This window comes from uncultured Desulfosarcina sp., from assembly GCF_963664155.2.
Lineage (GTDB): Bacteria > Desulfobacterota > Desulfobacteria > Desulfobacterales > Desulfosarcinaceae > Desulfosarcina.
Window position 1 is genome coordinate 830,931 of the sequence record NZ_CAXXXH010000002.1, and the last position, 25,056, is coordinate 855,986.

Annotated in this window: 20 protein-coding genes; 11 read left to right on the forward strand and 9 right to left on the reverse strand. The window is 54.2% G+C overall.

Annotated features, from left to right (window positions below):
* Positions 1-11: 11 nt before the first annotated feature.
* The 6 genes from ACHZBS_RS27875 (at position 12) to yjgA (ending at position 5,176) form a co-directional block, all read left to right on the forward strand.
* Positions 12-938 carry a TRAP transporter TatT component family protein gene (locus ACHZBS_RS27875; RefSeq protein WP_319409806.1) on the forward strand — a complete coding sequence of 309 codons (927 nt, stop codon included), beginning with the start codon at positions 12-14 and terminating at the stop codon, positions 936-938.
* A gap of 52 nt (positions 939-990) precedes the next feature.
* Positions 991-2,019, forward strand: a complete 1,029-nt coding sequence (gene dctP / locus ACHZBS_RS27880; RefSeq protein WP_319409807.1) for a TRAP transporter substrate-binding protein DctP — start codon at positions 991-993, stop codon at positions 2,017-2,019.
* A gap of 100 nt (positions 2,020-2,119) precedes the next feature.
* On the forward strand, positions 2,120-2,608 hold the full coding sequence (locus ACHZBS_RS27885) for a TRAP transporter small permease subunit (RefSeq protein WP_319409808.1): 489 nt from the start codon (positions 2,120-2,122) through the stop codon (positions 2,606-2,608).
* Positions 2,605-3,888: a TRAP transporter large permease subunit gene (locus ACHZBS_RS27890; protein ID WP_319409809.1), complete on the forward strand. Its 1,284-nt coding sequence runs from the start codon at positions 2,605-2,607 to the stop codon at positions 3,886-3,888. The genes ACHZBS_RS27885 and ACHZBS_RS27890 overlap by 4 nt, the downstream gene beginning before the upstream one ends.
* A gap of 331 nt (positions 3,889-4,219) precedes the next feature.
* Positions 4,220-4,636, forward strand: coding sequence for a hypothetical protein (locus ACHZBS_RS27895; protein ID WP_319409810.1), 417 nt, complete (start codon positions 4,220-4,222; stop codon positions 4,634-4,636).
* A gap of 42 nt (positions 4,637-4,678) precedes the next feature.
* Entirely contained in the window at positions 4,679-5,176 is a 498-nt protein-coding gene (gene yjgA / locus ACHZBS_RS27900) for a ribosome biogenesis factor YjgA (RefSeq protein ID WP_319409811.1), read from the forward strand.
* Between the two features lie 46 nt (positions 5,177-5,222).
* Here the strand turns inward: yjgA and ACHZBS_RS27905 are convergent, their stop codons facing one another.
* Both ACHZBS_RS27905 and ACHZBS_RS27910 read right to left on the reverse strand, forming a co-directional pair.
* Positions 5,223-5,657: a hypothetical protein gene (locus ACHZBS_RS27905; protein WP_319409812.1), complete on the reverse strand. Its 435-nt coding sequence runs from the start codon at positions 5,655-5,657 to the stop codon at positions 5,223-5,225.
* A gap of 105 nt (positions 5,658-5,762) precedes the next feature.
* A complete protein-coding gene (locus ACHZBS_RS27910; RefSeq protein WP_319409813.1) occupies positions 5,763-6,188 on the reverse strand; it encodes a hypothetical protein in 426 nt (141 codons plus the stop codon).
* Positions 6,189-6,444: 256 nt separating this feature from the next.
* On the opposite strand from ACHZBS_RS27910, the gene ACHZBS_RS27915 reads away from it, so the two are divergent.
* Together ACHZBS_RS27915 and ACHZBS_RS27920 are read left to right on the forward strand one after the other, a co-directional pair.
* Positions 6,445-8,052, forward strand: coding sequence for a hypothetical protein (locus ACHZBS_RS27915; protein ID WP_319409814.1), 1,608 nt, complete (start codon positions 6,445-6,447; stop codon positions 8,050-8,052).
* A complete protein-coding gene (locus tag ACHZBS_RS27920) occupies positions 8,049-8,315 on the forward strand; it encodes an EscU/YscU/HrcU family type III secretion system export apparatus switch protein (protein WP_319409815.1) in 267 nt (88 codons plus the stop codon). Before ACHZBS_RS27915 ends, ACHZBS_RS27920 begins: the two co-directional genes overlap by 4 nt.
* A 6-nt stretch (positions 8,316-8,321) precedes the next feature.
* On the opposite strand, the gene ACHZBS_RS27925 is transcribed toward ACHZBS_RS27920, so the two are convergent.
* A complete protein-coding gene (locus ACHZBS_RS27925; protein WP_319409816.1) occupies positions 8,322-9,443 on the reverse strand; it encodes a site-specific DNA-methyltransferase in 1,122 nt (373 codons plus the stop codon).
* Positions 9,444-9,999: 556 nt separating this feature from the next.
* Between ACHZBS_RS27925 and serA the strand changes: the two genes are divergently transcribed.
* A complete protein-coding gene (serA, locus tag ACHZBS_RS27930; protein ID WP_319410203.1) occupies positions 10,000-11,580 on the forward strand; it encodes a phosphoglycerate dehydrogenase in 1,581 nt (526 codons plus the stop codon).
* Between the two features lie 113 nt (positions 11,581-11,693).
* Here the strand turns inward: serA and ACHZBS_RS27935 are convergent, their stop codons facing one another.
* Both ACHZBS_RS27935 and ACHZBS_RS27940 read right to left on the reverse strand, forming a co-directional pair.
* Complete coding sequence (locus tag ACHZBS_RS27935) at positions 11,694-12,407, reverse strand: fumarylacetoacetate hydrolase family protein (protein WP_319409817.1); 714 nt, start codon at positions 12,405-12,407, stop codon at positions 11,694-11,696.
* Entirely contained in the window at positions 12,404-19,084 is a 6,681-nt protein-coding gene (locus tag ACHZBS_RS27940) for an SDR family NAD(P)-dependent oxidoreductase (RefSeq protein ID WP_319409818.1), read from the reverse strand. The genes ACHZBS_RS27935 and ACHZBS_RS27940 overlap by 4 nt, the downstream gene beginning before the upstream one ends.
* A 196-nt stretch (positions 19,085-19,280) precedes the next feature.
* Here ACHZBS_RS27940 and ACHZBS_RS27945 point away from each other — a divergent pair, with 196 nt between their 5' ends.
* A complete protein-coding gene (locus ACHZBS_RS27945; protein ID WP_319409819.1) occupies positions 19,281-19,853 on the forward strand; it encodes a hypothetical protein in 573 nt (190 codons plus the stop codon).
* A 29-nt stretch (positions 19,854-19,882) separates the two neighbouring features.
* On the opposite strand, the gene ACHZBS_RS27950 is transcribed toward ACHZBS_RS27945, so the two are convergent.
* Genes ACHZBS_RS27950 through ACHZBS_RS27965 form a run of 4 tightly spaced genes read right to left on the reverse strand, consistent with a single transcriptional unit; the run spans position 19,883 to position 24,471 of the window.
* Entirely contained in the window at positions 19,883-21,532 is a 1,650-nt protein-coding gene (locus ACHZBS_RS27950; RefSeq protein WP_319409820.1) for a PfaD family polyunsaturated fatty acid/polyketide biosynthesis protein, read from the reverse strand.
* 48 nt (positions 21,533-21,580) lie between these two features.
* The gene (locus ACHZBS_RS27955; RefSeq protein WP_319409821.1) at positions 21,581-22,432 is read right to left on the reverse strand and encodes an HD domain-containing protein; all 852 of its coding nucleotides are present in this window, start codon (positions 22,430-22,432) and stop codon (positions 21,581-21,583) included.
* Positions 22,433-22,443: 11 nt separating this feature from the next.
* The gene (gene xerD, locus ACHZBS_RS27960) at positions 22,444-23,349 is read right to left on the reverse strand and encodes a site-specific tyrosine recombinase XerD (protein WP_319409822.1); all 906 of its coding nucleotides are present in this window, start codon (positions 23,347-23,349) and stop codon (positions 22,444-22,446) included.
* A gap of 3 nt (positions 23,350-23,352) precedes the next feature.
* On the reverse strand, positions 23,353-24,471 hold the full coding sequence (locus ACHZBS_RS27965) for an aminopeptidase P family protein (protein WP_319409823.1): 1,119 nt from the start codon (positions 24,469-24,471) through the stop codon (positions 23,353-23,355).
* Positions 24,472-24,643: 172 nt separating this feature from the next.
* Here ACHZBS_RS27965 and ACHZBS_RS27970 point away from each other — a divergent pair, with 172 nt between their 5' ends.
* Positions 24,644-25,027, forward strand: coding sequence for a hotdog domain-containing protein (locus ACHZBS_RS27970; RefSeq protein WP_319409824.1), 384 nt, complete (start codon positions 24,644-24,646; stop codon positions 25,025-25,027).
* Positions 25,028-25,056: the final 29 nt, after the last annotated feature.

Genomic DNA, 25,056 nt, shown 5'->3' on the forward strand with positions numbered 1-25,056 from the left:
GCCGATTTTCCATGACATTTAAACGAACCTTCCTGACGGCCGTCATCGCGGCGATTATGGTCGCCTGTTCTCCCAGGACGCTGATTGTTCGTCAGATGACCGATATGGTGGACGTCGGCATCACGGCTTTTGAGCGTGACAGTGATCTGGATCTGGTGGAAAGGGCTATTCCGGCCCACATCAAACTGCTGGAGGCCATGCTGGCCAACAGTCCCGATGATCGTCGGTTGATCACGCTGTTATCACGGTTGTATGGCAGCTACGGGTTTGGTTTTGTGGAAACCCGTCTGGAAACGGCCCTCTTTGTGCCCCCCAGCCAGGGCGCGGCCGAACCGGACATCGCTTCCCTGAAGGGCCAGCTCAACCGCACCTACGAAAAGGGCATGGAGTACGCCCTGGACGCTCTGGATAAAAGGGTTCCCGGTGTGCGACCGGCCTTTGCCAAGGTTGCCACCATCGCGCCTTATTTGGAGCAAATGGACAAAGACGATGCCGCTCCTCTGTTCTGGTACGGCTTCAACCTGGGGGCCTGGGTCAACCGCAATCTCGATTCCATCCGGGCCGTCTCCCGGGCGCATGTGGCCCGGAAAGTCATGGAGCGGGTGATCGAACTGGATCCTGCTTATAACCATGGTGGTGCGCATCTGTTCCTGCTGGCTTATTTCGGTTCCCGCCCCCCCATGATGGGCGGTAGCCAGGAAAATGCCCTCGACCACTACCACCGGTTGAAACAGATCGCCGGGAACGACTACCTGCTGGGGGATCTTTTTTACGGCCGTTTCTGCCTGCAGCAACAACAGGATCGGGAGGGGTTTGTCGATCTGATGCAGCGAATTATCGACCACCCTGCAGCCGATAACGATATGGCGCTTTACAATGCCATTGCCGAACGCAGGGCAGGTATTTATTTAGGGGCGGTGGATACATTGTTTGAATGACAGGGATTTGACTGATACTCTGGCATTTTTAACCCAACAACCAAAAAAACCAATGCAACCAATAAAATCGATTCAACGTGCCCTTGGCTATTTGGTCTTCGCCCTCATGGCCTTCATTTTTATCGTCCCGATCATCCAGGCCGCTTCTTTTGAGATCAAAATTGCCGTGGTCATGCCAGAGGGCAGCACGTGGACCCTTACGCTGCATGAATTTGCCGATGCGGTAGGCTCGGAAACCGGCGGTGATGTGGCCATTAAAATCTATGCCGGCGGGGTCAGCGGCGACGAGGTGGATGTACTGAGAAAAATGCGGGTCAACCGCCTGCATGCCGGCGGATTCTCAGGGGTGGGGCTGGGGCTTGTCCTGCCGGAGATACGGGTTCTCGAAGCACCTCTGCTGTTCGACAGCTATGAAGAGATCGATTACGTCAAGGAAAAAATGTTCGATAACTTCGCCGCCCGCTTCGAAGAAAAGGGATATGTCCTGCTGGGGTTTGCCGAAGCCGGGTTCGTTTACCTTTTTTCGAATCAGCCCATCGACAGTGTGGACCGCCTGCAGCAAACCCGGATGTGGGTGTGGAAAGGGGATCGGGTGGCGGAAAATTTCCTGAACGCCTTCGGTGTGCAGGGGTACCCCCTCCAGCTTGCTGACGTCAATACCGGACTGGAGACGGGAATGATCGATTCCTTTTATTCTCCGCCCCTTGCAGCCGTTGCCTTCCAGTGGTACGCGAGGGCGAAGTACATGCTCGATTTTCCCATGGTCAACTCCACCGGCGCTCTGTTGATGAACAAACGCACCTTTTACGAGCTGAGCCCGGATAACCGGGAAATCGTCAGCCGGCTGGTCAGGCAATACTCGGCAAAACTGGTCCAGTTGACCCGCAAGGACAACGCCGAGGCCGTTAAGGTTCTTAGCGAGGCGGGGATTGAGCTGATCCCGCCCACCCCGGTACAGATCGCTTCATTCAAACGAAGTGCCCAAAAGAATTACGAGATGAGCATTCCGTCGCTTTACTCGCAGGAACTGTTCGATCAGATTCGCGGATTGCTCGCCGAATACCGGGCCAAAGGAAATTGAACGAAGGCGTCAACCCATTTTGAATAAAGGCATTGAAATCGATTCATAAATCACCCTTGGACGTTGGACGTCCGACGGTCGACGTTCATCTTTTTGGCTTATGATCCACACCCTCAAACGGCTGGATGATGCCCTGGCGCTTATTGAAAAATGCGTTATCGTCCTCTGCTTTTCACTGCTGGTTTTTTTTATCATTTTCAATATTCTTTCGCGCAACTTCTTTCATCTGCCGTCCCATAAAATCTTTGAGGCAGGCCCCAATCTGGTTCTCTGGCTGGCCCTGCTGGGCGCATCCCTGGCGCTGAAGCAGCAGCGGCACATCCGCCTGGAAGTGGCGCTGCGCTATTGTGGAAACCGCATCCGGCAGTGGGCTGCCGTGGCGGTGAATCTTTTTGGCACTGTGGTGATGGGAATCCTTTTATGCACCTCCCTTGAATTCGTCAAAAATGAAACTGCCATGTTCGGCGCCTTGGGCTGGCTGTCGATCATCTTTCCCTTCTTTTTCAGCGTGGCTGCGTTTCGCTACCTGGTTCGGTTTGCGACCGGACCAACGGGTGCCGCGTCCCAACGGCCCAAGACGGTCCGATGAGTCCGCTGACCCTTGCCATTATTGTCATTCTGATCCTGGCGCTTCTGGAAACGCCGGTATTTACGGTTATCGCCGCGTTGTCCATTGCCTGCCTCTATTTTATGGATCATGACCTGTTGGCCTTCCAGATGATTCTGATCGAGATGAACCGACTGGGAGCCATGCCGGTCCTCGTGGCATTTCCGCTGTTTACCTTTGTGGGTTGCCTGCTTACGGAGACGGGGGCGCCCCACCGGATCATGAATTTCGTGGAAGCACTCATGGGATGGCTGCCCGGTGGACTGGCCATGGCGGCCCTGTGTTCATGCGCCTTTTTCACCGCCCTGACAGGAGCCAGCGGGGTGACCATTGTAGCCATAGGCAGCATTCTCTATCCGGTGATGCGAAACAAAGGATACGGTGAACGCTTCACCCTGGGTCTGCTGACCACCTCCGGAAGCCTGGGGCTGCTTTTCCCGCCGAGTCTGCCCGTCATTTTATACGGCGTCGTTGCCCAGGTGGATATTGGCCGAATCTTCAAGGCCGCACTGGTTCCGGGCATCTTTCTGATCGTTGTGCTGTGCGCTTACGCTTTTTTCAAACAGCTCGCCGCCGGCCGACGGGAAGGCCCGCACGGCATTTCCTTCCAACAGGTGAAATCCACCTTCTTAAGCGGAATCTGGGACTGGCCGGTGATCGTCATTATCCTGGTCGGCGTTTATGGCGGGTTTGTCACCATCGCGGAGGTTTCCGCCGTTGTGCTGTTATACGTCGTCGGGGTGGAGTGTTTCGTCTTGAAAGAGATCTCCTTTTTCAAGGCCCTGCCGGCGATTATTGTTGAAAGTGCGGTACTGTCCGGTTCCATCATCATCATTCTGGGCGTCGCTTTAGGGTTTACCGGATTTCTGGTGGACGAACAGATTCCCAATCGGATCCTTGCTTTTCTGACCGCATTGACCGACAGCAAGCTGCTTTTTCTTGGCGGATTGAACCTGTTCCTGCTGGCCGTGGGCTGCATCATGGATATTTTTTCAGCCATCGTCATCGTGGTGCCCATCATCATACCCATCGCCCTGTCTTACGGGGTGGATCCCATCCACCTGTGCGTCATCTTTCTGGTGAATCTGGAAATTGGGTACTCCACACCCCCGGTGGGAATCAATCTGTTCATCTCCAGCTTGAAATTCGAAAAGCCGGTGACTCTGCTGTACCGGGCGTCATTGCCCTACCTGCTTCTGCTGTTGGGTGTTCTGGTCGTCATTACCTATGTTCCCTGGCTAAGCTTGTTTCTTGTAAAATAGACACGAATGGATCTTTCACGTGATTTCGGCGTTGGATACCAGATTTGAATCCTCAACATAGCCCGCTATGCCTGCGGTTCAAATCTGCTGACCGCCTTGAACTCACACGAAATCTTTCATTCGTGGACGGGCAGTAAATATTTCCCTCAATTTTCCTGAATCCGGGATGGCTTTGAAAAAATGCTGTTTTCATTGGACAACCTGGTTATTCATCCTTGACGGCGGTATGGATTTTTTTTATATGATGAACCATCCAACCTTGATGGGTTCGTCAGCAGCCCGAATTCAGACAACACCGTAAAAAGTTCAATATCGGCGGCAGGAGTCTGCAATGAAAGCGTTCCCTTTGATTCAGCTGTTGATTCAGACGCTCTTTATGATAGGTGCGATCGCATCGGCCATGGCAGGCATGGAAACCATGACCGACCATCAGATGGGACTGGTTCAAGGCCTGAGCGGAACCATCGTTTCAACCCGCCATCTTCAACCCAAATCATTGGAAGCGGTGGATACACCGGGACTCGTCAATACGATCGGCGTTCAGTTGAAGGATAGTGCAAACCAGGTTTTTTCTCCCGGCAGCCTGGCCAAAGACATTCATCCGACCGGCAGCAGTCCGGATGTCCTGTTCGCTATCCATATGAATGTGAGCCGGGTGACCTACCGGGAAAACAATACCCGGATGGTGGAGGCGTGGGACGGCAACCGCGTTGATTTTCAGTCCGTGTTCACGGATATGAATCGCTGAGGCGCGTGCATGCACCACCGATTAATGATGGAAATTTGAACCATGGACATGCAAGACGATCTTGAAAAGAGCCGAACCCGATTGAAAAAAGAGGCTGTGGCGCTCCAGAAAATGGGGGAGCGTCTGGTGTTGCTCTCCGACGACCAACTCGACCGGATGGAATTGCTTCCGGCGCTGGTGGATGCCATCCAGACCGTACGCACGATAAAATCCCATGGGGCCCGACGTCGTCAGATGCAGTATATCGGCACGCTGATGCGCAGCGTGGATGCAGAACCCATTGAGCAGGCACTCTTAGAGATCGAACAGGGCGCCTATCGGCAGGCGAAAGCCTTCCAGCGAATCGAAGCCTGGCGGGACCAGCTGGTGGATGGGGACGATGATGTAATCCATGAAATTTTGGGCACCTTTCCGGATGCGGATCGCCAGCGTCTGGGCCAACTGGTGCGCAGCGCCCGCAAAGAAAAGGAAAAAAACGCACCGCCTAAATCTACCCGCAACCTGTTCCGCTATCTTAAAACGCTGTCTGCCGGGAAGTGATTGCGGAAGCGGGCGGCTGTTCGGAGGTGCCATCGTGAGCCGGGAACTAAAACGCTCCCAACTGGCATTTTGAGATCTTGATTTTCAGGGCCTCGCAGGCCGAGGATACTTCCAGCCTCGTCAGGCTCATTTCTTTGGCCAGCGTCCAGGCGGCTTGGCAGGTGATGCTGTCGCCGTCCATGGCCTTGCGGATAGCGGTCCGGAGGGTTTTTGTCACCATGGCTGCCGGTTTTACCGCTTTTTTCTTTTTCAAACCATAACCGAACAACCCCAGTTGGCACCGGCGGATTCGTTTTTCCAGCAGGTCGATGTTCATGCCCACTACCTGTGGGGAACAGGCCTGTTTTTTAGCAATGGCATGAGCCGCCGCGCAGGTGATGCGTCCCTCTTTTTCCTTGGCGGCGATGGCGTCGGAAATGGCCTTGTCGATATTAGCGCCGGGATGTTTTGCCGCGTAGTGTCCGGCATCCTCGTGTACCATGGAAAGCCTCTCCTCAATTAGATGTTGATCGATCGGTGGCAACGCCCCGGCATCGTCAAATGCGCCGAATTTAAAATGGGCGATGTTTCTTCCTCAATCACCACTTTAGCGCTTGTTTTTAATTCCGGCAAGTACCCACTTGATACTCCATCCGATCACCACCGGTCCCAGACCCACCGTGGCAAATGGAATAACGTCATGCTGCCAGGGCTTGAAGAATAGCGCACAGGCAACCGGCCAGAGGATAGATACAATGAGGGCCAGGCGAAGGGTCCAGGAAAACGTAAGGGCAGGGCGGCGCAGCACCACCTTCGGGGGGGAAGGCCGAGGATTCATCATCCGTGGAACCAGAAATATCCCCGAAATAATGAGCACGATAAGCAGAATTTCCTGTATTCCTGAAAACATGAGGTCCTTTACCGATCCATTCATAGGCGTTGTTTGCAAGGGCATTTTCTGTAGCATAAACTCATGGGTTAGGCAAACAGGGGATAATCTTCTTCGGCGAGAAGTCGATTCCAGCAAAATCATGGTCTGATTCCGGATGGCTGTCCGGTGGTTAGAAAAAGAAATCGCCATGTGCTATAATTTTATTTTAACAATGAACGTCTTGCGAATAATGGAAAATCATGGATATCGACCTATACAACGACAGCCGGTTTCATTCGCGTAGTTATTAACGCACCCTCCGGCAGAGGGGAATTGGCTTTCTTGACGTTTTTCGCAATCGGTTCGATAATCGTGTTGAGGCACCCACCCTTGCTGTATTCCGATGCAGGGAACCCAATTGGGGGACAGCAGAATGGACATCCAATGGTTGTTACCGATGCCGCCGCAGATGACAGAATTGGGCAAAAGCCCGCCTGCACCAATGGCCTTACGGGTCGGGGATCTGTTAACGGCATCGGTGCTGGATGTGGAAAAGGACAACGACGCCCTGCTTTCCATCGGTCAGTTCAAGGCTTATGCCCGTCTGCCCCTGCCGGTTGTCACCGGTCAGGATATCCAGATCCGTGTGGAGGCGGCAGGGGAAAATCTTCGTATGGTCATGGTGCCCAAAAGCGACCCGGCGGCGAACCTCCCGACAGGGGAACGGCTGGAGATTCGCCTCTTCGAACCCATATCCGACAGGCCTTTTCTGTCCGACCCGTCGCGGTCGCTGGTTCCCGGTGAAACTCTCCAGGGACGCATTACCGGATTTGAAAAGAATGGGCTGACGCTGGTGGATTTCGGAAAATTCAAAGCTTTTGCCAGAATTGACATTCCGGTTCGGCAGGGCCAGACCATCCATCTCACCGTGTTGAAAAGTGACAATGGCATCGCCTTGGCCGTGGGGTCAAAGGTCCAAACGGTGGATCCAAACAGTTTGCCCACCACCACGGAAGTTATTGTTACCCCTAAGGGCCAAACCGGAGTGACCCGACAGGCATCGGTTGCACCACCGGCCCTTCATTCTCAGCCGGAAATAATTTCCAACTTGTCTGCTAAATCGGCTGCGGTATCGGTGACCCCGGCTCCTGCGCCCACGGCAGCCGAGGTGACGGTCCTGCGGGAGCGGATTCGACAGATCCTCGATGGGACCCTCCAACCGGTGAAAGACCTTGTGACTCCCCTGTCCACCCCGATAAAAGGCGCCCTGATCAACCTTCAGCAGGCGCTGAATCCTGCATTGCCAACCGGCGATATGACCATGTTGGTGACCCGGGTCAAGGATTTCATCGAAAATTCCGGGCTCTATTTCGAAAAACGGTTGGAGCAGGCAATCCATAGCCTTCAGGCTCGGTCGACGTCAATGACCCCGGCCGAATTGGCCCGGCAACCGGTAATCCGTGATCTCATGGTCAACGACTTGAAACCGAACCTTTTGATTCTGAAAGAATTTCTGGATAAGCAACCCATAGATTCGCAGAGCGGCGACCGGCACCTGCTTGAAACATTGAAAAGCGTGGTTCAACGAACGGTTTCTCACATCGAGCATCAGCAGTTCATGGCCACGGAAAAACCCGTGGACACCGACCTGTTCCAGGCTTTCTCCCACCTGATGTTTCTGACTGACACGCAACGCAATGCCCGGCTCAAGGTCTACTACGCAAAAAAGGGGAGGGCGGATGCCCAGAAAAATCCACGGGTTTCCCTGCTGCTGGACATGGACCGCATGGGAACGGTGCGTACCGATTTGTGGATGGTTGGCAAGGATCTGAACGTCACCTTCTTCGTCAGGGAAGCTGACGTCAAGGCGGCCATCGAAAGCGAGTACCACCGCATCGGGGAGATGCTCCGGGATACCTTCAATACCGTTGCCGTCAGCGTGGTGGTCAACGAGAAAAAAATTGCCGAATTCGACGGTGAAGATCTGACCCTTCCCAATCGTCGGCAGGTGGACCTGAGCATATGAACGACAAACCGGTTAAGAAGGCGGCCGCCCTGAAATATGACCAGGCCAAAAACATGGCACCGCGGGTGGTGGCCAAGGGAAAGGGCCATGTCGCCGAGCAGATCATCCAGGTGGCCAGGGAAAACGACGTCCCTCTCGTTGAAGACCGCAACCTGGCCAATGTGCTGGAAGCCATGGAACTGGAGTCCGAGATCCCCGCCGAATTATACCGGGCCGTTGCCGAAGTGTTGGTGTTTATATACCGGCTCAACGGCAAACTTTAAAGAGTATCAGTCAAACAAGCACAGTTGACCGGGCCCCTTTGGTTGGGACGTGGCCGGGATAGCGGCGGAATCACCGGTGGCGGATGGTTCCGTGATCGTGTAAGACATCCTGAACTGATTTGGCGCCGTTTCAATTACGGCCGTCGGCAGTGGAATCATCAGTTCGACTTCCTGGCGGGTAATCACCGGAAATCCATATACCTGATTGGTGTATTTGATGACCTTGCCGGCAGTTTGGCGGTCGTGGACAAACTCCAGATGATCGTCAAAACGCTCACCGATGCGTCGGCGCCCCTGCTCGATGGCCTGGCCGAACCCCTGGCCAATCATCGGCTGAAAAGCTTTGTCCAACTCGTAGCCCACACTGTTTCGGCCGGTTGCGGCAGCGGCGAACAAGGTAGTCCCGGTGCCCACAAATGGGTCCAGCACCGTATCGCCCATAACGGAAAACATGGAGATCAGGCGGTAGGCCAACTCATAGGGGTAGGCGCCGCTGCGTTGACGCAACTGTTTATCTCCGGTTTTCTGCCGGGTTCCCTTCAAATCCATCCAGACGTCGGAAAACCACTGGTTGCGCTCCTCCCAGAAAAAGGCGCTTTGCCGACGGTTGGTTTTCTCTTCTTGGGTATTGAACAGCCGCTTGCCGCCTTTGCGAAAGATCAAAATGACCTCGTGCTCCAGGGTTACATAAGCGCCGGGCGGCATCATGCCTGATCCCATGAATTTGTTGGGCGCGTTGGTCTGCTTGCGCCACAGGATATTGGGCAGGTTGACCAATCCCAGGCCGATCATGTGGGACAGGATACGGCTATGGTTGGAGTAAAGGGCAAATTCGTTCTTAATGGTCCGGGTGGCGTCACCGATGTTGATGCAGGCGATGCCGCCGGGAACCAGCACCCGGTAAAGTTCATTCCATACCCTGTCCAGCTGCCGGTGCATGAGTTCGAAGGCCTTTACGCCTTTATGGCTATTCAGGGCTTTTTTGATGTTGGCCTGCTGGCAGAACAGCGCGTCCCACATCTCGATCATGGGGTAGGGCGGAGAGGTTACCACCAGGTGAACGCTTTGCGACGCGATATCGGTCATTTTTTTTGAATCGACAAACCGGATGCGATGGTCGGTTTTCATTGGGATGAGAGCTCCGTTATGGCGCGTCATTTACTGTCACCTTGAGCGTTTTTTGACTCGCGCTGCACCCATCGCTTCCCCAAAAATCGCTGGACTTAGGTGTCATAGAAAGCGGCTTTTTTCAATCCTGAGGCCCTATTATTTATAATTTGAGACCTTTTTCATTTAAAAGATAAATTCTGATGAAACCATCAGCCTTTGTTAACGCATGTCTCTAAAAACGAAAAAATAAAATCTTAATATTTGAAAATAATAGATAAAACAGATTGATGGAAAGCGCATGATGTTTCTTGCGCCTTGACTTTCCTCTTTAAATCAATGAAACATACGCTTCGTGCCCGTCCGAAACGGCATGGGACTTCAAACCCAGCCTGATCGACCCACATTCATTATAATTTGCCATCAGTCAAGACGGTTACCCGAACTCAACCGGGTCTACCAACCGGAATGAAAGCGGCCTGTGCCTCATCGGGGACATTGAAATAGACACAGGTGGTTATTGTTTATAGAACCGGATAGCGGCGAAACCTGCAGAAGAAGGAGGAAGGGTGAAATGATCAAGGTGCTTGTGAGCGACGCTCTCGGTGACGCGGGAATTCAGATATTTCGCGAGACCGCGGGAATCGATGTTGACGTAAAGACGGGGCTATCGCCCCAGGCGCTTAAGGCGATTATCGGTGATTACGATGCGCTGGTGATTCGCAGCGCCACACGGGTGACAGAGGAGATACTTGAGGCCGGGAAAAAACTGAAAGTGGTAGGGCGTGCCGGCATCGGTCTGGACAATGTGGATATCCCCGCCGCCACCAAACGGGGTGTGGTCGTCATGAATACACCCACGGGGAACGTGGTAACTACCGCCGAACACGCCATTGCCATGATGATGGCCCTGACCCGGAATATCCCCCAGGGAACCCTCTCATTGAAAGCCGGCCGCTGGGACAAGAAAAAACTGCAGGGCCGGGAGGTGTTCAACAAAACCCTGGGCGTGATCGGTTATGGTAAAATTGGTTCCATCGTCGCTGACCGGGCCAAGGGACTTCGGATGCAGGTTGTGGTTTACGATCCTTTCGTAGCGCCTGAGCAAATCGAGAAAACCGGGTTCGAAAGTGTGACCCTGGAAGAACTCTACCAGCGATCAGACTACATTTCCGTGCATGTACCGAAGATCAAGGAAACCAACGGCCTGTTGAACAAGGCGGCCTTTGAAAAGATGAAAGACGGTGTGATGATCGTGAATTGCGCCAGGGGCGGCATTGTCAACGAAGACGACCTTCAGGAGGCCATGAAATCGGGGAAGGTGGCCGGTGCCGCACTGGATGTTTTTGAAACCGAACCTCCCGGCGAGTGCCGGCTGTTCGAAATGGATCGGATTATCTGTACGCCTCACCTCGGCGCATCCACCCAGGAAGCCCAGACCAATGTGGCCGTGGCCGTGGCCCAGCAGATTGTCGACTACCTGATCAACGGTACCATCGTCAACGCCGTCAATGTTCCGTCCGTGACCGGAGATCTTTTGCAAAAAATCGGCCCCTACATGGCGGTGGGCGACCGTATGGGGTGCTTGCAGGCTCAGTTGGCGGACGGGCCCGTCAAAGCGGTGACTATCGAATATACCGGTGATTTCAAAGGGATGGATATGGATCCGGTATCCACTGCGATTCTCAAGGGATTGCTCACGCCCATGGTCAAGCATGCGGTCAACTTTGTCAACGCTCCGGTGGTGGCCAAAGAGATGGGCATAAAAATCACTGAATCCACCACATCGGAAGCCGAAGATTACACCCATCTGATCACCCTGCGGGTCAGCACGGACGCCGGTGAAAACCTGGTGGCCGGTACCCTCATCGGCCGAAGCGACATCAAGGTCGTAAAAATCAACAACTTCCGTTTGGAACTGGTACCCGAAGGGCATATTCTGCTGATCTTCAATCAGGACCGGCCCGGTGCCATCGGCGGTATCGGAACCACCTTGGGACGGCACAACATCAACATCGGGCGGATGCACGTGGGGCAGGAAAAAGACGGTGACCACAACATCATTTTTCTGCAGACCGATACACCGGTCCCCCCCGATGTTCTCGAGGAACTGCGTTCAGCGAAGATGATCAGTTCCGTGACGACACTGGAGCTGTGATTGTTTAATTCAGCGTTTATTTGATGGGGGGCGGTTTACATCGCAATACAAAAAGGCAGGATTTCCTGCCTTTTTTAACTCCGGTTGAGTTCGTTGCAAACAGGCTTCCAGAATCAGACCGTTTCGTCAATTACCGTGTTTTTTAATACGCCGATGTGTTCGATGTCTACTTCCACCGTGTCGCCATGGCTCAATGGGCCGACGCCGGATGGGGTCCCGGTAAGGATGATGTCGCCGGGCATCAGGGTGAAGTTTCTAGAGACGAAAGCGATGATTTCGGGAATCTTGAATATCATCTGACGGGTATTGCCTTCCTGAACCGTTATACCATTCAGCCGACAACAGATGTTTAAATCCTGGGGGTCGGGCAGGTCACGCGCCAGCACCACCTGCGGACCGATGGGACCGAAGGAGTCGAGGGATTTCCCCCGGTACCATCCGGTTCGGTCTCCGTTCTGGATATTCCGCTGACTGACGTCGTTCATGCAGGTGTAGCCGAAGATGTGATCAATGGCATCCACAGGTGACAGATCTTTACACCGGTTGCCGATAATCAGTGCCAGTTCCGCCTCATAATCGGTTCGCAGCGTCTTAAATCCATATGATTTTAAAAACTTTGGAATGATAATGGCTTTGTCCGGCCCGACCAGCACGTTGGGGGTCTTGGGGAAAAGCAGGGGCTCGGTGGGAACCTCATCGGTGAACCCCTTGACCTTCACTGAAACGCTTTCGGCAATGTGGGCCCGGTAGTTCAACCCCAAGGCAATGAGCTTGGTCGGATTGACGGTGTACGTGTCACGGCTGTTTTTGATAGGCAGTTTTATCATTGTCCATTCTCTGTAATAACAGGATGTAATCTATTATTTTGAAAGGCATGGATGAGTGATTCGTCGATGGTGGCTTCATAGCCGTTCAAGGTAGCAACCACCTGGCGATCGCTGTCCAGAAAGGTGAAATCGGCAACCATTTTTCGGTGACTGGCAGCGGTTACCGACATGACCGCCGTCACGCCGGATGCCGGAAACGCCGGACGATACTGACGGAAAGCGCGGGCGTAACTGGGAAGGCAGACCTTACCGGTCTGCTCGAAGCACCAGACGATGGCCATCTGGAAGGCACCGTCCAAGACCATGGGGTCGGCCATCCAGTGTCCCTTGATGGGATCCTGCATCCACGCTTCGGGTTTCGGTGCACTGGTCAGCCGGGCGGTCATGCCGTGGTCGGAATAGTCGTCGATGGCTTGAATTGCCCGCAAGTGGTCGCCGTGAAACAGGATCGGTCCATACACGGCGTCCAAATTCCGCGGGTAGGCGCGACTACCGTTTTTACCGTTTCTGGTAAAGACCGGGGCGGCGGGAAACCGGTCAACCAGAAGGGCACGAGCCCGCGTGTGGATCACATCCTTGCCGTTTTTCACGCCGTTTCTCAGTTCCACATCAACCTGCCACGCATCGCCGTCTTTTCTGGCTTTGCCGGCCATGAGGCGGACCAGTTTCTTTTCCTGTTCGATGCGAATGCCGCTGAGCAGCCTGAAATCGTCGATGCCGTGCAAGGAAAAGCCCGGGTTTTCCTTCATGGCACCATGGCCGATCCACTCAGAGATCAGGGCGAAAGGCACCACCGGTCTGCCGCCGATGATATGGGAGGTAAGCACCGGATAATGCTGAAGGTCCAATTCGCGACGCTCCAGCAGCGCCATGGTCGTATCCGGGACCTCGACCCATCCGGTAATCTCACGGGGCAGCATGTCGCCGATGAGTACTTCAACGGGGCTGGGATCGGCATTTCTCATTTCAGCCACCATCATGCGGGCACCGGTTTCAATGGGGATCAGTCGGATACCCTTGCCGTCAAAGGCTTTTTTAAGGGCCGGGGTTACCATGCCGCCGTCCCACGGTCCCCAGTTGATAGCGGTAACCCGGCACGCGGGGCGATGCAGGGATTCCGCCCGGGCCATCTTGTTGAGCGCTTCGTTGGCCATGGCATAGTCGCATTGGCCGGTGTTTCCCGTGCGGGCGCTGACCGAAGAAAACAGGACCAGGTGACGGAGGTTGTCCGATCGGGTGACGGAGAGCAGATTTTTCAGCCCGCTTACTTTGGTGGCATAAACCTGCCGGAATTGTTCGACGGTTTTGTCCACGATCAGTCGATCGTGGAGGACCCCGGCGCCGTGAACCAGCCCGGTGATGGGACCCAATTGATTCCTAATGGTGCCGACCACTTCATGCAGGCTCGCCCGGTCGGTTACATCGGCACAGAAATAGTTGGTATTGACTCCCGAGGATTTGATCCCATCGATCGTCCGCCTGATGGAAAGGTTGACCGCATGTTTCCGATAGGCCGCTTCCAGCGTTTGCGGTGTGGGTTTGGAAGCGCTGAACGCATTTTCAAGGATGGCTTTTTTCATCTCCGATTCGCCGTCAATTCCCTGAAGCCAGGACGGAATTTCAAAGGGAGGAGCCGATCGACCGACCAGGGCGATGGAAACCCCGGTAGCCCGCGCCAGGTAAAGGGCGCAAGCGGCCGTTACACCGTGGGCACCGCCGGTGACGACGACGACTTCCTTTTTGTCCAACTGGATTGGACCCTCAGCGGTCAGGGCGGGAACCGGTTTCAATGTCACCCGGCGTTGGGGATGTAAACCGATCTCCACTGGATCGTGGTCACAGACGATCAGCAGCTCCGCAACGGCGTGTTGTGCGGCTTTATCCGGATCGGTATAATCAGGGGAAATGTCAATGGCCCTGCAGATTACCGAATGCCATTCCAAGGCGGCGGTCTTGACCAGGCCTGGCAGTGCGCCCTGTTCGGGATGGTCGAAAGGATTTCCCGAAAAACCAAAGGCGCCATCCATGCAGGTGATTGCGGCAAACAGGGCATCGCCGTGGGTCGACGAACTCAATAGTTCTTGAGCGGAGCGTTTTGCAGCCAGAAAGGCGGCTTCCGGGTCGGTCGACCCACAAAGAATCAAGCCTGCCGCCCCGTCGAAGCTCAGTGCGTTGTCCGCCGCATCGCGGGGAATCAGGCGGGCAGGGATCTTTTTGCGGGTCAATTCGGTGACCATGGATTGTGCCATGGGAGAATTGTCGTTTAAGACACCTATCCAGCGACCCGATTCGATAAGAAGCGTGCGACCGGGCTTTTTCGGGGTTTCGACGATATCGATGATCTGGCGGGATACACTCTCCCATGGCTCCTCATGCGCTGGTGCCGACTGGACCGGCGCACATGCGTCGGACTCGATTGGCGCCTTGTCATCGCCCCCGGAAAGGAAATTGCAGATCTGCCCTAGTGTTTTCAATGTTCCGACCATGTCCGGGGTGACCTGGGGCAGATGGGGCATGCGTGCTTCCATGGCGGAGAGGATTTCGACCCGCTTGATGGAATCGATGCCCAGGTCGGCCTCGATGTCCATGTCCAGCCCCAGCATGTCTTCTGGATAGCCGGTCAGCTCGGAAACCACCGATAATAATGTCTTTTGTACCGTCAGCGACGCTTCGGCTGTTGGACTTCCGGCAGGGGCCGTATCTGGAGTCTCTATTGTTGAAGGTCCTGAATCGGCTGAGAGAAAATCGCAGATCTGGCCCAGGGTCTTCAATGTTCCGACCATGTCCGGGGTGACCTGGGGCAGATGGGGCATGCGTGCTTCCATGGCGGAGAGGATTTCGACCCGCTTGATGGAATCGATGCCCAGGTCGGCCTCGATGTCCATGTCCAGCCCCAGCATGTCTTCTGGATAGCCGGTCAGCTCGGAAACCACCGATAATAATGTCTTTTGTACCGTCAGCGACGCTTCGGCTGTTGGACTTCCGGCAGGGGCCGTATCTGGAGTCTCTATTGTTGAAGGTCCTGAATCGGCTGAGAGAAAATCGCAGATCTGGCCCAGGGTCTTCAATGTTCCGACCATGTCCGGGGTGACCTGGGGCAGATGGGGCATGCGTGCTTCCATGGCGGAGAGGATTTCGACCCGCTTGATGGAATCGATGCCCAGGTCGGCCTCGATGTCCATGTCCAGCCCCAGCATGTCTTCTGGATAGCCGGTCAGCTCGGAAACGATGTCGATCAGCGCCCTGGATATTGCTTCAGCGGCAATAGTTGGTTCGGCATTCAGCGATGCGGTTTCCGGTGTTTGTATGGCCTCTGGCGAATAATCCGGAACAGGAATTTCAGGTTTACTGGCCGGACCAACGTCAGCAGCAATTGCTGCTGCCATTGATGAGAGGTTTTCCATTGCAGGCGGCAGGGAAGCAACCGGTTCCGGTTGAACAGCGGGCGTCTGGATGTCAGCGACATCCGGCATGGAATTACCCAGGGCGGATCCCAGAAAAATCCGGGTGCTTTGCATCATTTCCTGGAGGGTGCGGCTAGCTTGGGACTGGGTTTCCAGAAATTTCTGGTGCGCCTGGGCGGTTTGCTGTTGAAGTGACTGGATCGATTCCAATCCTTTCCGCACAATGGCCAGAGCATCGTTCATGTGGTTATCTGATGTCGGATTCACCTCACTGTGTCGGACGACCGGTTTTTTTATGGGGATTGCCTGAATAGTCTGATTGATGGGTTTATAGGTATTCATGGACGTGGGGGAAACAACCTCTTTTTTTGTTGATATGGCAATAGCTGCTTGTCGGGCTTCCTGGTGCTGTGTAGTGCCCTTTTTGTCAGTCACCGCTGTTGTTTTTTCTTTTCGGGGCGTCCGGTAGTTGGTCCCGGATAAAGGGATGGTCATTTTCTGAGAACGGGTCAACGGAAGCTCATTTTCCCAGCGATTCAGATCAAGTTCGGTGCCAAGTGCCGCCAAATGGCCGATGACTTGGGCCAGATCCATGATCCCGGATTTCCTCCCGGAGGAACGGTCGATGGCAGTGACCGTGACATCCTTGTCCTTGAGCGTGGATCGAACGAGCCCTGAAAGCACCGTTTTGGGTCCCACTTCGACGAACGTGCGCACGCCTGTTTCGTAGAGGTGTTCGACGGTTTCTTTAAACTGGACCGGTGAAGTCAGCTGCCGGCTCAGTAAATCGGTACATGCTGAAGGATCGGCCGGGTAGGGCGCAGCCGTTACATTGGCGTATACCGGGGTTCGGGTGGGGGCGAATGTCGCCTTTCCGACAGCCAGGGAAAAGGGCCTTCTAGCCTCTTCCACCAGCGGGCTGTGAAAAGCGGCAGAAACCGGCAGGGATATGGCCTGGTATCCCTTTTCAGCACATGTTGCTTTTACCGATGCAATGGCTGCGGTTGTACCCGAGAATACGCCCTGGTCGGGGCTGTTGAGGTTTGCCAGCATCACGTCCGGAATTTGATCGGCCAGCGCCTTTAACTGGTCAATCGGTGCTTTTACCGCCAGCATGGTTCCCGCGTCACCGTTCCGGCCGGCGTCGGCCAGCAGCCGACCGCGCGTGACGCTCAAAGACAGCAGGGTCTCCCTATTGATCCTACCGGCTGCATAGAGTGCGGGCAGTTCTCCATAACTGTGTCCGCAGGTGGCATCCGGCCGAACATTGAAGTAGTCCAGAATCGAAAGCATGGCCAGGCTGACCGCTCCGATGGCAGGCTGTGCCACATCGGTCTGCCGAAGGGCTTTTTCCTGCTGCTGCCGCTGGTCGTCGGAAAGGGCGGGGCGTGGAAACAGAAACTCCCAGAGGGGGATGCTCTGATTAAACTGGCGATCGGCGTCTTGAACAGCTTCCATAGCACCGGGAAAACGGCAGACCAGATCTCTTCCCATGTTGGGATACTGACTGCCCTGACCGGGAAACATGAAGGCGATTTTTCCGGCGCGCTGCGGTGCCGCTACGTAGTAGATGCCCTGATCGGACAAGATGGCGTGCCGGCCTCCAGTGACCACTTCGATGGCCTTGTGCAATCGCCCTGTCAGTGCCTTGCCGTTAGAGGTGGTATCCACTACCATGACCAACCGGTGCGGATGGCCGGCTGAAAAATTAGTTCGCAGAGCCCGTGCCGTCCGGGACAGCACCGCAGGGTCGAAGGTATCACCGATGAGTTTTTCGACCTGATAAAGGCTGTTGTTGATTGCCGCTGCATCCGGACCCGAGAATGCCAGAATTTCCACCGACCCATCCCAGGCGATCTCTTTATTGTCACGCGGATACTCTTCGAGCACCACGTGAAAGTTGCTGCCGCCGAATCCGAAAGAACTGACCCCGCTGCGCCGCGGGGTACCCCTTGTGGAAAACCAGGGCCGCGGGGTGGTATTGAGGTAAAAGGGACTGGATTCGATTCCCAGCTTCGGGTCGGGTTTGTCCGCTTTGAGTGTGGGCGGGAGAACCTTGTTGTAAAGAGAGAGGGCCGATTTGATCAGCCCGGCCGAACCGGCTGCCGCTTTGGTGTGGCCGATCATGGACTTTACCGATCCCAGGGCGCAGCGGTTGCCGTTGGGGTTGACTGCGCCGAAGATATTTTTCAGGGCGGCGAATTCCACCTCGTCTCCCACCCGCGTGCCCGTGCCATGAGCCTCTACCATGTCCACCGTTTCTGGGGAAATACCGGCATTTTTATAAGCCTCGACCAGTGCCCGGGCTTGTCCTTCGGGCCGCGGTGCGTAAATACTCTGGGATTTTCCATCGCTGGACGATCCGATACCCCGGATGACTGCATAGATTCGGTCGCCATCCCGCTCGGCATCCTGAAGGCGCTTAAGTACCAGAATGCCAATGCCTTCACCCAGAACCGTGCCGTCGGCATCCGCGGCAAAGGGACGGGCATCGCCGGTGTGAGAGAGAACGCCGGTTTTCGAAAAGCACATGTGCATGAAAATATCGTTTATGGTGTCCACGCCTCCCGTAACCACCATGTTGCTCTTGCCGGCAACCAATTCCATGACTCCCAGATGAACGGCACCCAGACTGCTGGCGCAGGCTGCATCCACGACGCAGTTGGTTCCACCAAGATTCAGGCGGTTGCATATCCGACCTGCCACGACATTGCCCAAAAGGCCGGGGAATGAGCTTTCCTGCCAGGGAACATAGCTGTTGGAGATGTCTGTGATAATGGATGCTTTCTGCTGGTCGCTGAGCCCCTTGTCCTCGAGCGCTTTACGCCATGACGGATGCCCCAGCCGTGATCCCAGGGATACAACCAGTTCCTGAGTTCCCGTAACACCTAATATCACCGAGGTATGCTCACGGTCGAATTCACGGCCATCTCCATATCCGGCATCTGAAAGGGCCATTTTGGCGGCTACCAGACCCAACAGCTGAGAGGTGTCCGTGGCCTCCAAGGCTGCTGGTGGAATGCCGAATTCGGTGGGATCGAAAGGCACCGTCGGAAGAAATCCGCCTCGATTGCAGTAAATATGGTCCGGTTTATTGGGGTCCGCATCTAAATAGTCGTTCAACTGGCGGTGGGTCGCCGGGGGATCGGTGATGCAGTCGATGCCGTTAAGCAGGGTCCGCCAGTACTCCTTGATATTTCTCGATTTGGCGAACATGCCGCCCATGCCAATGATGGCCACCGGTTGCTGAAGAGCTTGTGTATTCGCTGTCATTTTATTTTTTAGGTATCGATTCGGGTTGGTAAATTGGATCGGCCGTGTTTGCAGGACATCTTACGATTTCAATGGCCGCGCATCTTTCTGTAAAAACAGGGACTATATATAATTCATTGAAGCATAAAAAACAAGGGATTGACGACAGACTTCTTACTTGTTAAGTAGACATAACAACTATTCAGGTTAACCACTTATGATTCATTATTATTCCAATCGGGAAATTTCTGAAAAACTTGAGATTAATTTGGCCCGCTGGAAACGCTGGTCCCGATCATTTCTGCCCCCCGACCCCCTGGGGGGAATGCAATCGGGCTATGCCCGGCAGTATTTTTTCAAAGATTTGTTTAAGGTTTATCTGGGCGGTCATCTGCTGTCCCACCTGAAATTGTCCTTACCGGAGAGCCAGCAGGTGCTGACGGACCTGTCGCCGTGGCTGAAAAAAAATGGCTTTTTAGATCTGAATGGCGCCAACGGGACAGCCGCAGAGATGGGTGGGAAATCGAATTATCGAATCTATTTCTGTCCGGTGAGGACAGCGGGCGGTAAAAACGGTAGTGGTTTTTGCTATCTCGTCCGAAAATTCGTCAGTATTCAATCCGTTAAAATGGCCCCCTGTTTACAAGTCACTGAAACCTTTGAAGAGTCCCTTATCCCGGCCGATTCAGGAGAAGGATGTTTTTTTCTTCAGAATCCGGATGTTCACCTGATCAATTTATCACCGCTGTTTGCCAGGTTAGTCGAAAAGCTTAACCACCCGTCCCGTTGACATCTTGCCGCGGAAAAATCAGCAGCGCTTTAGCGGTGGAATAAGGATGATATCTGAGCCTCGGTGAGAGGGGAGACCATTCCCGGCACAACCGAGAGATCGATTCCCTGGATTTTCAGCCCGTTCAATCTCGATATGATGGCCGCCCCATATAGCAGATTCATGCCAATGGTCGCTGTTTTGCGGTTTTCCGGCGGCTCCAGGACAGAGCCTTTGACCCATTCGTTGAAAGCACCCATGGCCGGGCCGCACCAGATCTGATAATCGATGGCCCGATCCGGCACACCGCTTTTCGCCCATAACGACGCCTGTCCCAGATAAGAGCGGAATACCAGTGCCATTTTGTGTTTGGGATCCTTTTCGGCCCGATCGACCTGGGAAGGATCCCGCCGGATGAAAAAGGATCGGGTGTTTTCCCATTCCATTTCGAAAGTGCATTTCAGGAAAGATCCTTCCACCAGTTTTCGCTGATCTGCCGGCACATCTTCGAACCGGTCATAGGTTCGATAGATTTCGTAGAGTTTGGCTCCCCGCATGGAGAACATGGTCCCGCGCTTGAGCACCTGAACCTTGACGCCCATTTCGAACATGTCCGCTGCCGGTGCCATGATGACGTCCGCCTGACGGGCCTCGGCCAGCATCTTTTTGACCAGTGGAGAGGTGTCGGCCTCCACACAGGATTGATTGACGGAACCGGTGAGGATATAAGCTGCTCCCATGGCAAAGCCGGCGGCTGCCGATTCGGGGGTGGCAATCCCTCCGGCCAGACCGACCCGCAAGGGTGTGGCGTAATCGTGCTGCAGGGCCATCTCGTCCCGCAGGGCCTTCATGGTGGGAAACAGGCACAACGCCGGGCGGTTGTCCGTGTGGCCGCCTGAGTCGGCCTCGGCGGTCAGGTCCTGGGCCATGGGTATCATACGGGCCATGTCTGCCTGTGCGTTGGTGATTTTCCCCTGTTCCTTCAGACGTTGAAGGTGTTTTTCCGCCGGTGGTGAAAAGAATTTGCGGGCCACCTCTTCACGCGACACCTTGGCGATAATCCGATTGGGACAGACGATCTCCCCCAAGTCGTTTCTATGGATGCCATGGATACGGTATTGAACCAGGGGCGTGGTCAGATCCAGGTACGCGGATGCCGAAACCAATCGAATCTCCTTGGCCAAGTAGAGGTCCACGGTTTTTTGTTCCAGATCCATATCATTGGGACTGTGAATCAAATTGAAACCGTAGGGTAATTGCCCAAGGTTGTTTTTAAGGGTGTCGATAGCCGATTCAATCTGTTCGATGGAAAGCCCGCCGGCACCGAAAAAACCAATCATCCCGGCCCGGCCGGCAGCTTCCACCAGGGTTGTAGAAGTGATGCCGTTAGCCATAGCTCCGCAGATGTAAGGGAATTTTAATCCATGGTCCGATTTGAATCCCTGGTCACCGAATGACTCCAGGGAAAGGGGAGGCGACCATCCCAACAGCGGGTAGCTGTCAGATGCCGGTTTTTTGAACGATCCGAGGGTGGCGACGCCATTCTGCGCCACGCCGATGTGACCCTTCACGTCCACCACATAAAAAGGTTGTGAAAGATTGCGTAAGGCTTCGGAAAAAGCCTTTTCGCCGGTTCTCGGCAAATGCTGATCCGGTTTCCAAAAGCCGTGGACGGTCGATGTCATATCCGGGTAGGCCAAGCCGTTGCTCCCTCTTGGCGAATCAATGCCAAAATAATGTAATCGTTATCAAATGCCTTTTTCAAAGCATGTTCCCTTATCCAAGCCACCGCTTTCTGTCAACCCAATCGAAATCGGAAAATATGCCGACGCTTCTTTCAGCCTTTCCGAGATGACAGCTATGGCACGGTTCAGGATAGGGTTATCAGGAAGCGAGCGGGCAATAGCGAACAGATCACCTCTTTTCTTGGCCTGCGTGAATGTTTCGGCGAAATTCAGATCAAATATCCAGCTGAGCTGGAGCAGTTTGAAATCATTCAGGCTTTTCATGTCCTGAAATTTTGCCATACGCTTTTCAATGATGGCGTTGACGATCTTTTCCTCCCACACCGGCAGATCCGGCAGGTGCTGGACGATGGCGGGTTCGATGCGTCGATGATGCCGGTAAAAATCGGCAAATATCTTCCAAATGTCCAGTTTGTCTGCATCACGAATCAAACGCATGAAAACCATGGATGCCGGCGGTTTGTTTCCGGGCAGCGCCGGGGCATTGTGAAAGCGGATGGCCTCGATGATCATGGCTTTTTCATCGGCAGGAAGCGAGTCCAACACGGCGGTTTCGTTTAAGACATCAATGCCTAAAGATGCATGGTTGGTCGATTGGCGGTCGTTGAACGTCCGGTAGCGGCGGTACTGCTCAAAACGCCCCAGGTCGTGAAACAGGCCAATAGCCTCGGCGACGCGCATTTGTCCGTCAGTCAAATGAATCGACTTGCCCAACAGGCAGAGGTTTTCACAAACCCTTGCCGTATGGTCGATTTTCAACACAAAGGGGGCGTCAATTGTCGCCTCATTGGTCAGAAAGGAGCGGGTGTACTCAGCGAACCACGTTTTTAGTCGGATCAGTTGATCGTTGTGCATAATAAAATCAATTATCCCCTGGGATGGTATTTCTTGTGGGCTTCCAGCAACTGCCGCTGGGCCACATGGGTGTAAATCTGGGTCGTGGAGATATCTGCGTGACCCAACATCATCTGAACGGCACGAAGGTCGGCACCCCCTTCGAGTAAATGAGTGGCAAAAGAGTGTCTTAAACTGTGAGGGGTTATTTTTTTCTTTAACTTTGCCAGGCGGCCATACCGGCCCACCAGGTTCCAGAAGCTCTGCCGGGTCATGGCGCTTCCCCGTCGGGTGACGAACAGATAGACGCTGGAACGGTTTTTCAATAACAGTGGCCGCGAACGCTCAAAATAATCCCGGATGGCATTCAGGGCCAGTCGGCCGACGGGCACCACCCGTTCTTTGGATCCTTTTCCAAAAACCCTGACGAATCCTGCCTCCAGATTGATGCCGGTCATTGCCAACCGGATCAGTTCCGATACTCGCAAACCAGCTCCGTAAAGCAGTTCCAGCATGGCGGCGTCCCGCAATCCTTCAGGTTTATTCCGATCAGGAGCATCGATCAGGGCTTCTATATCGGCCACGGTCAAGACGTCGGGCAGATGTAAACCGGTTTTGGGCAGGTCTACTTGTTGCGCCGGATTCTTTTCAATGATTTTTTCATTCTTCAGAAACTTGAAAAAGCCCCTCAGACTAACCAGGTGACGGGCCCTGGACCGAGCGCTCAATCCCCGATCTCTCAAGTGGATCAGGTAAGCCAGGATAAGCCCGGTATCGATGTCGGCGGCGCGAGCCGCTTTTTTCTTTTCCAAAAACAGGCCGAATCGCATCAGATCAGTACTGTAGGCCTCGATAGTCTTTTTGCTCAGGCCTTTTTCCATCACCAGAAAGGTCTGGTATTGATCCATGTGCCGAAGGTAGTCCGATGCACGATCCATCGTTTACACCCTTATCCGAGGATCAAAGGGTGTGGGATCGTTGAGCACCTGGGCACCATCCTGGCGGACCACGACCTGGTTTTCCATACGGACCCCCCCCCAGCCTGGGAGATAAATACCCGGCTCCACCGTAACGACCATTCCCGCTTCCAACCGGTCGTCTTTGATCGGACTCAACCGGGGGCCCTCATGAACCGCCAAGCCGGTCCCGTGACCCAGGCTGTGGCCGAATTTGCCCTCATAGCCGTTCTGATTGATATAATTCCGGGCAATCATGTCCACCTGAATGCCGCTGGCGCCGGCCTTGATGGCGTCAATGGCGAGGTCCCGGGCAGTGACAACCGTTTGGTAGACCTTTTTAAAACAGTCATCCGGTTCTCCCATAATCACCGTTCGGGTGGTATCCGAGCAGTATTCGTTCAACCGGGCGCCCCAGTCGAAGAGGATGGGTTCCCCCATGGCCATTTGGCGGTCCGTGGGAACGGCATGGGGCAGCGCGCTGTTAGGGCCCGAAGCCACGATAACGGGAAACGACAGACCCTGGGCACCGTTTTCGCGCATGTTTTTTTCCAGGACCCACGCCGCCTGCCTTTCCGTCATGCCCGGCTCGATGACATCCAGTACCTGTAAAAAGGCCTTTTCGGCCAAGCGCAGGGCGTTAATGGTTCGTTGGATTTCATCTTCTGATTTGAATTGCCGAAGTGCTTCGACCACGTTTTCAGTGGGAATCAGCTCAACCGGAGGATTCTGCTTGCCCAGTACGTCCACGTAGGTTGAGTGATTTTTGTGGGAAAGGCGTACGCTCTCAAAACCGAGCCGGTGAATGCCCAACGATTTGACAATGTCCGGCAGTTCTTTTTCAAGCCCTTTTTTATAGCAGACAATGTCAAATCCGGCGGCCTCGGCCTGTGCCTGGAGTTCATAGCGGCTGTCGGTGGCCAATACCAGGCGACGGTCGGAAATGATCAGCATGCCGGCCGATTCGTCGAATTGGGTGTCTTCACCGGTAAACCCGCTGAGGTAATAGCGGTTCTCCTGGACAGATACCATCAGGGCATCCAGTTCCTTATCAGCCAGTTCCTGCCTGATTTTCGTGATGCGCTTTTGAACAATCGGATTCAAAGCCACTCCTTTCATCCCATTAGGGCCGGATCATTGCTTGCAATGGATTGACACCATTACCCCCTTTTTATTATGATTAAATTCTCTTTTCAAGCCACGCCATCGTCATTCACCGATTTAATTGTCGTTGACCCGGGCAGACCCGTTGCCTGAAACACGTCTGGAGGTCCGGATGAAGATCGACACCCATCGCCATATCGATCAGTCTCTGTGCGGCAAACCCTTATCCGTTGAAGGCGGAAACAGCCAGGTTGAACTTTTGACGACTCCGCAAATGGCAGCCGATGAGCAAGGATTGGTCCACGGTGGATTCATCTTCGGTGCCGCGGATTATGCAGCTATGATTGCGGTAAATCATCCCCATGTGGTCCTTGGGGCATCGGATGTAAAATTCCTCAAACCGGTGCGTGTGGGGGAAACGGTGATAGCGATAGCGCAGGTCCAGGAGGTCAAAGGCAAGAAATACTGGGTTTCCGTGAACGTGACCAAAGACAGTGATGTTATCTTTCAAGGGATGTTCACCTGTTTTGTTCTGGACAAGCATGTACTGGAATGACTATCACCTTAAAATTTTAACAGGCAGTG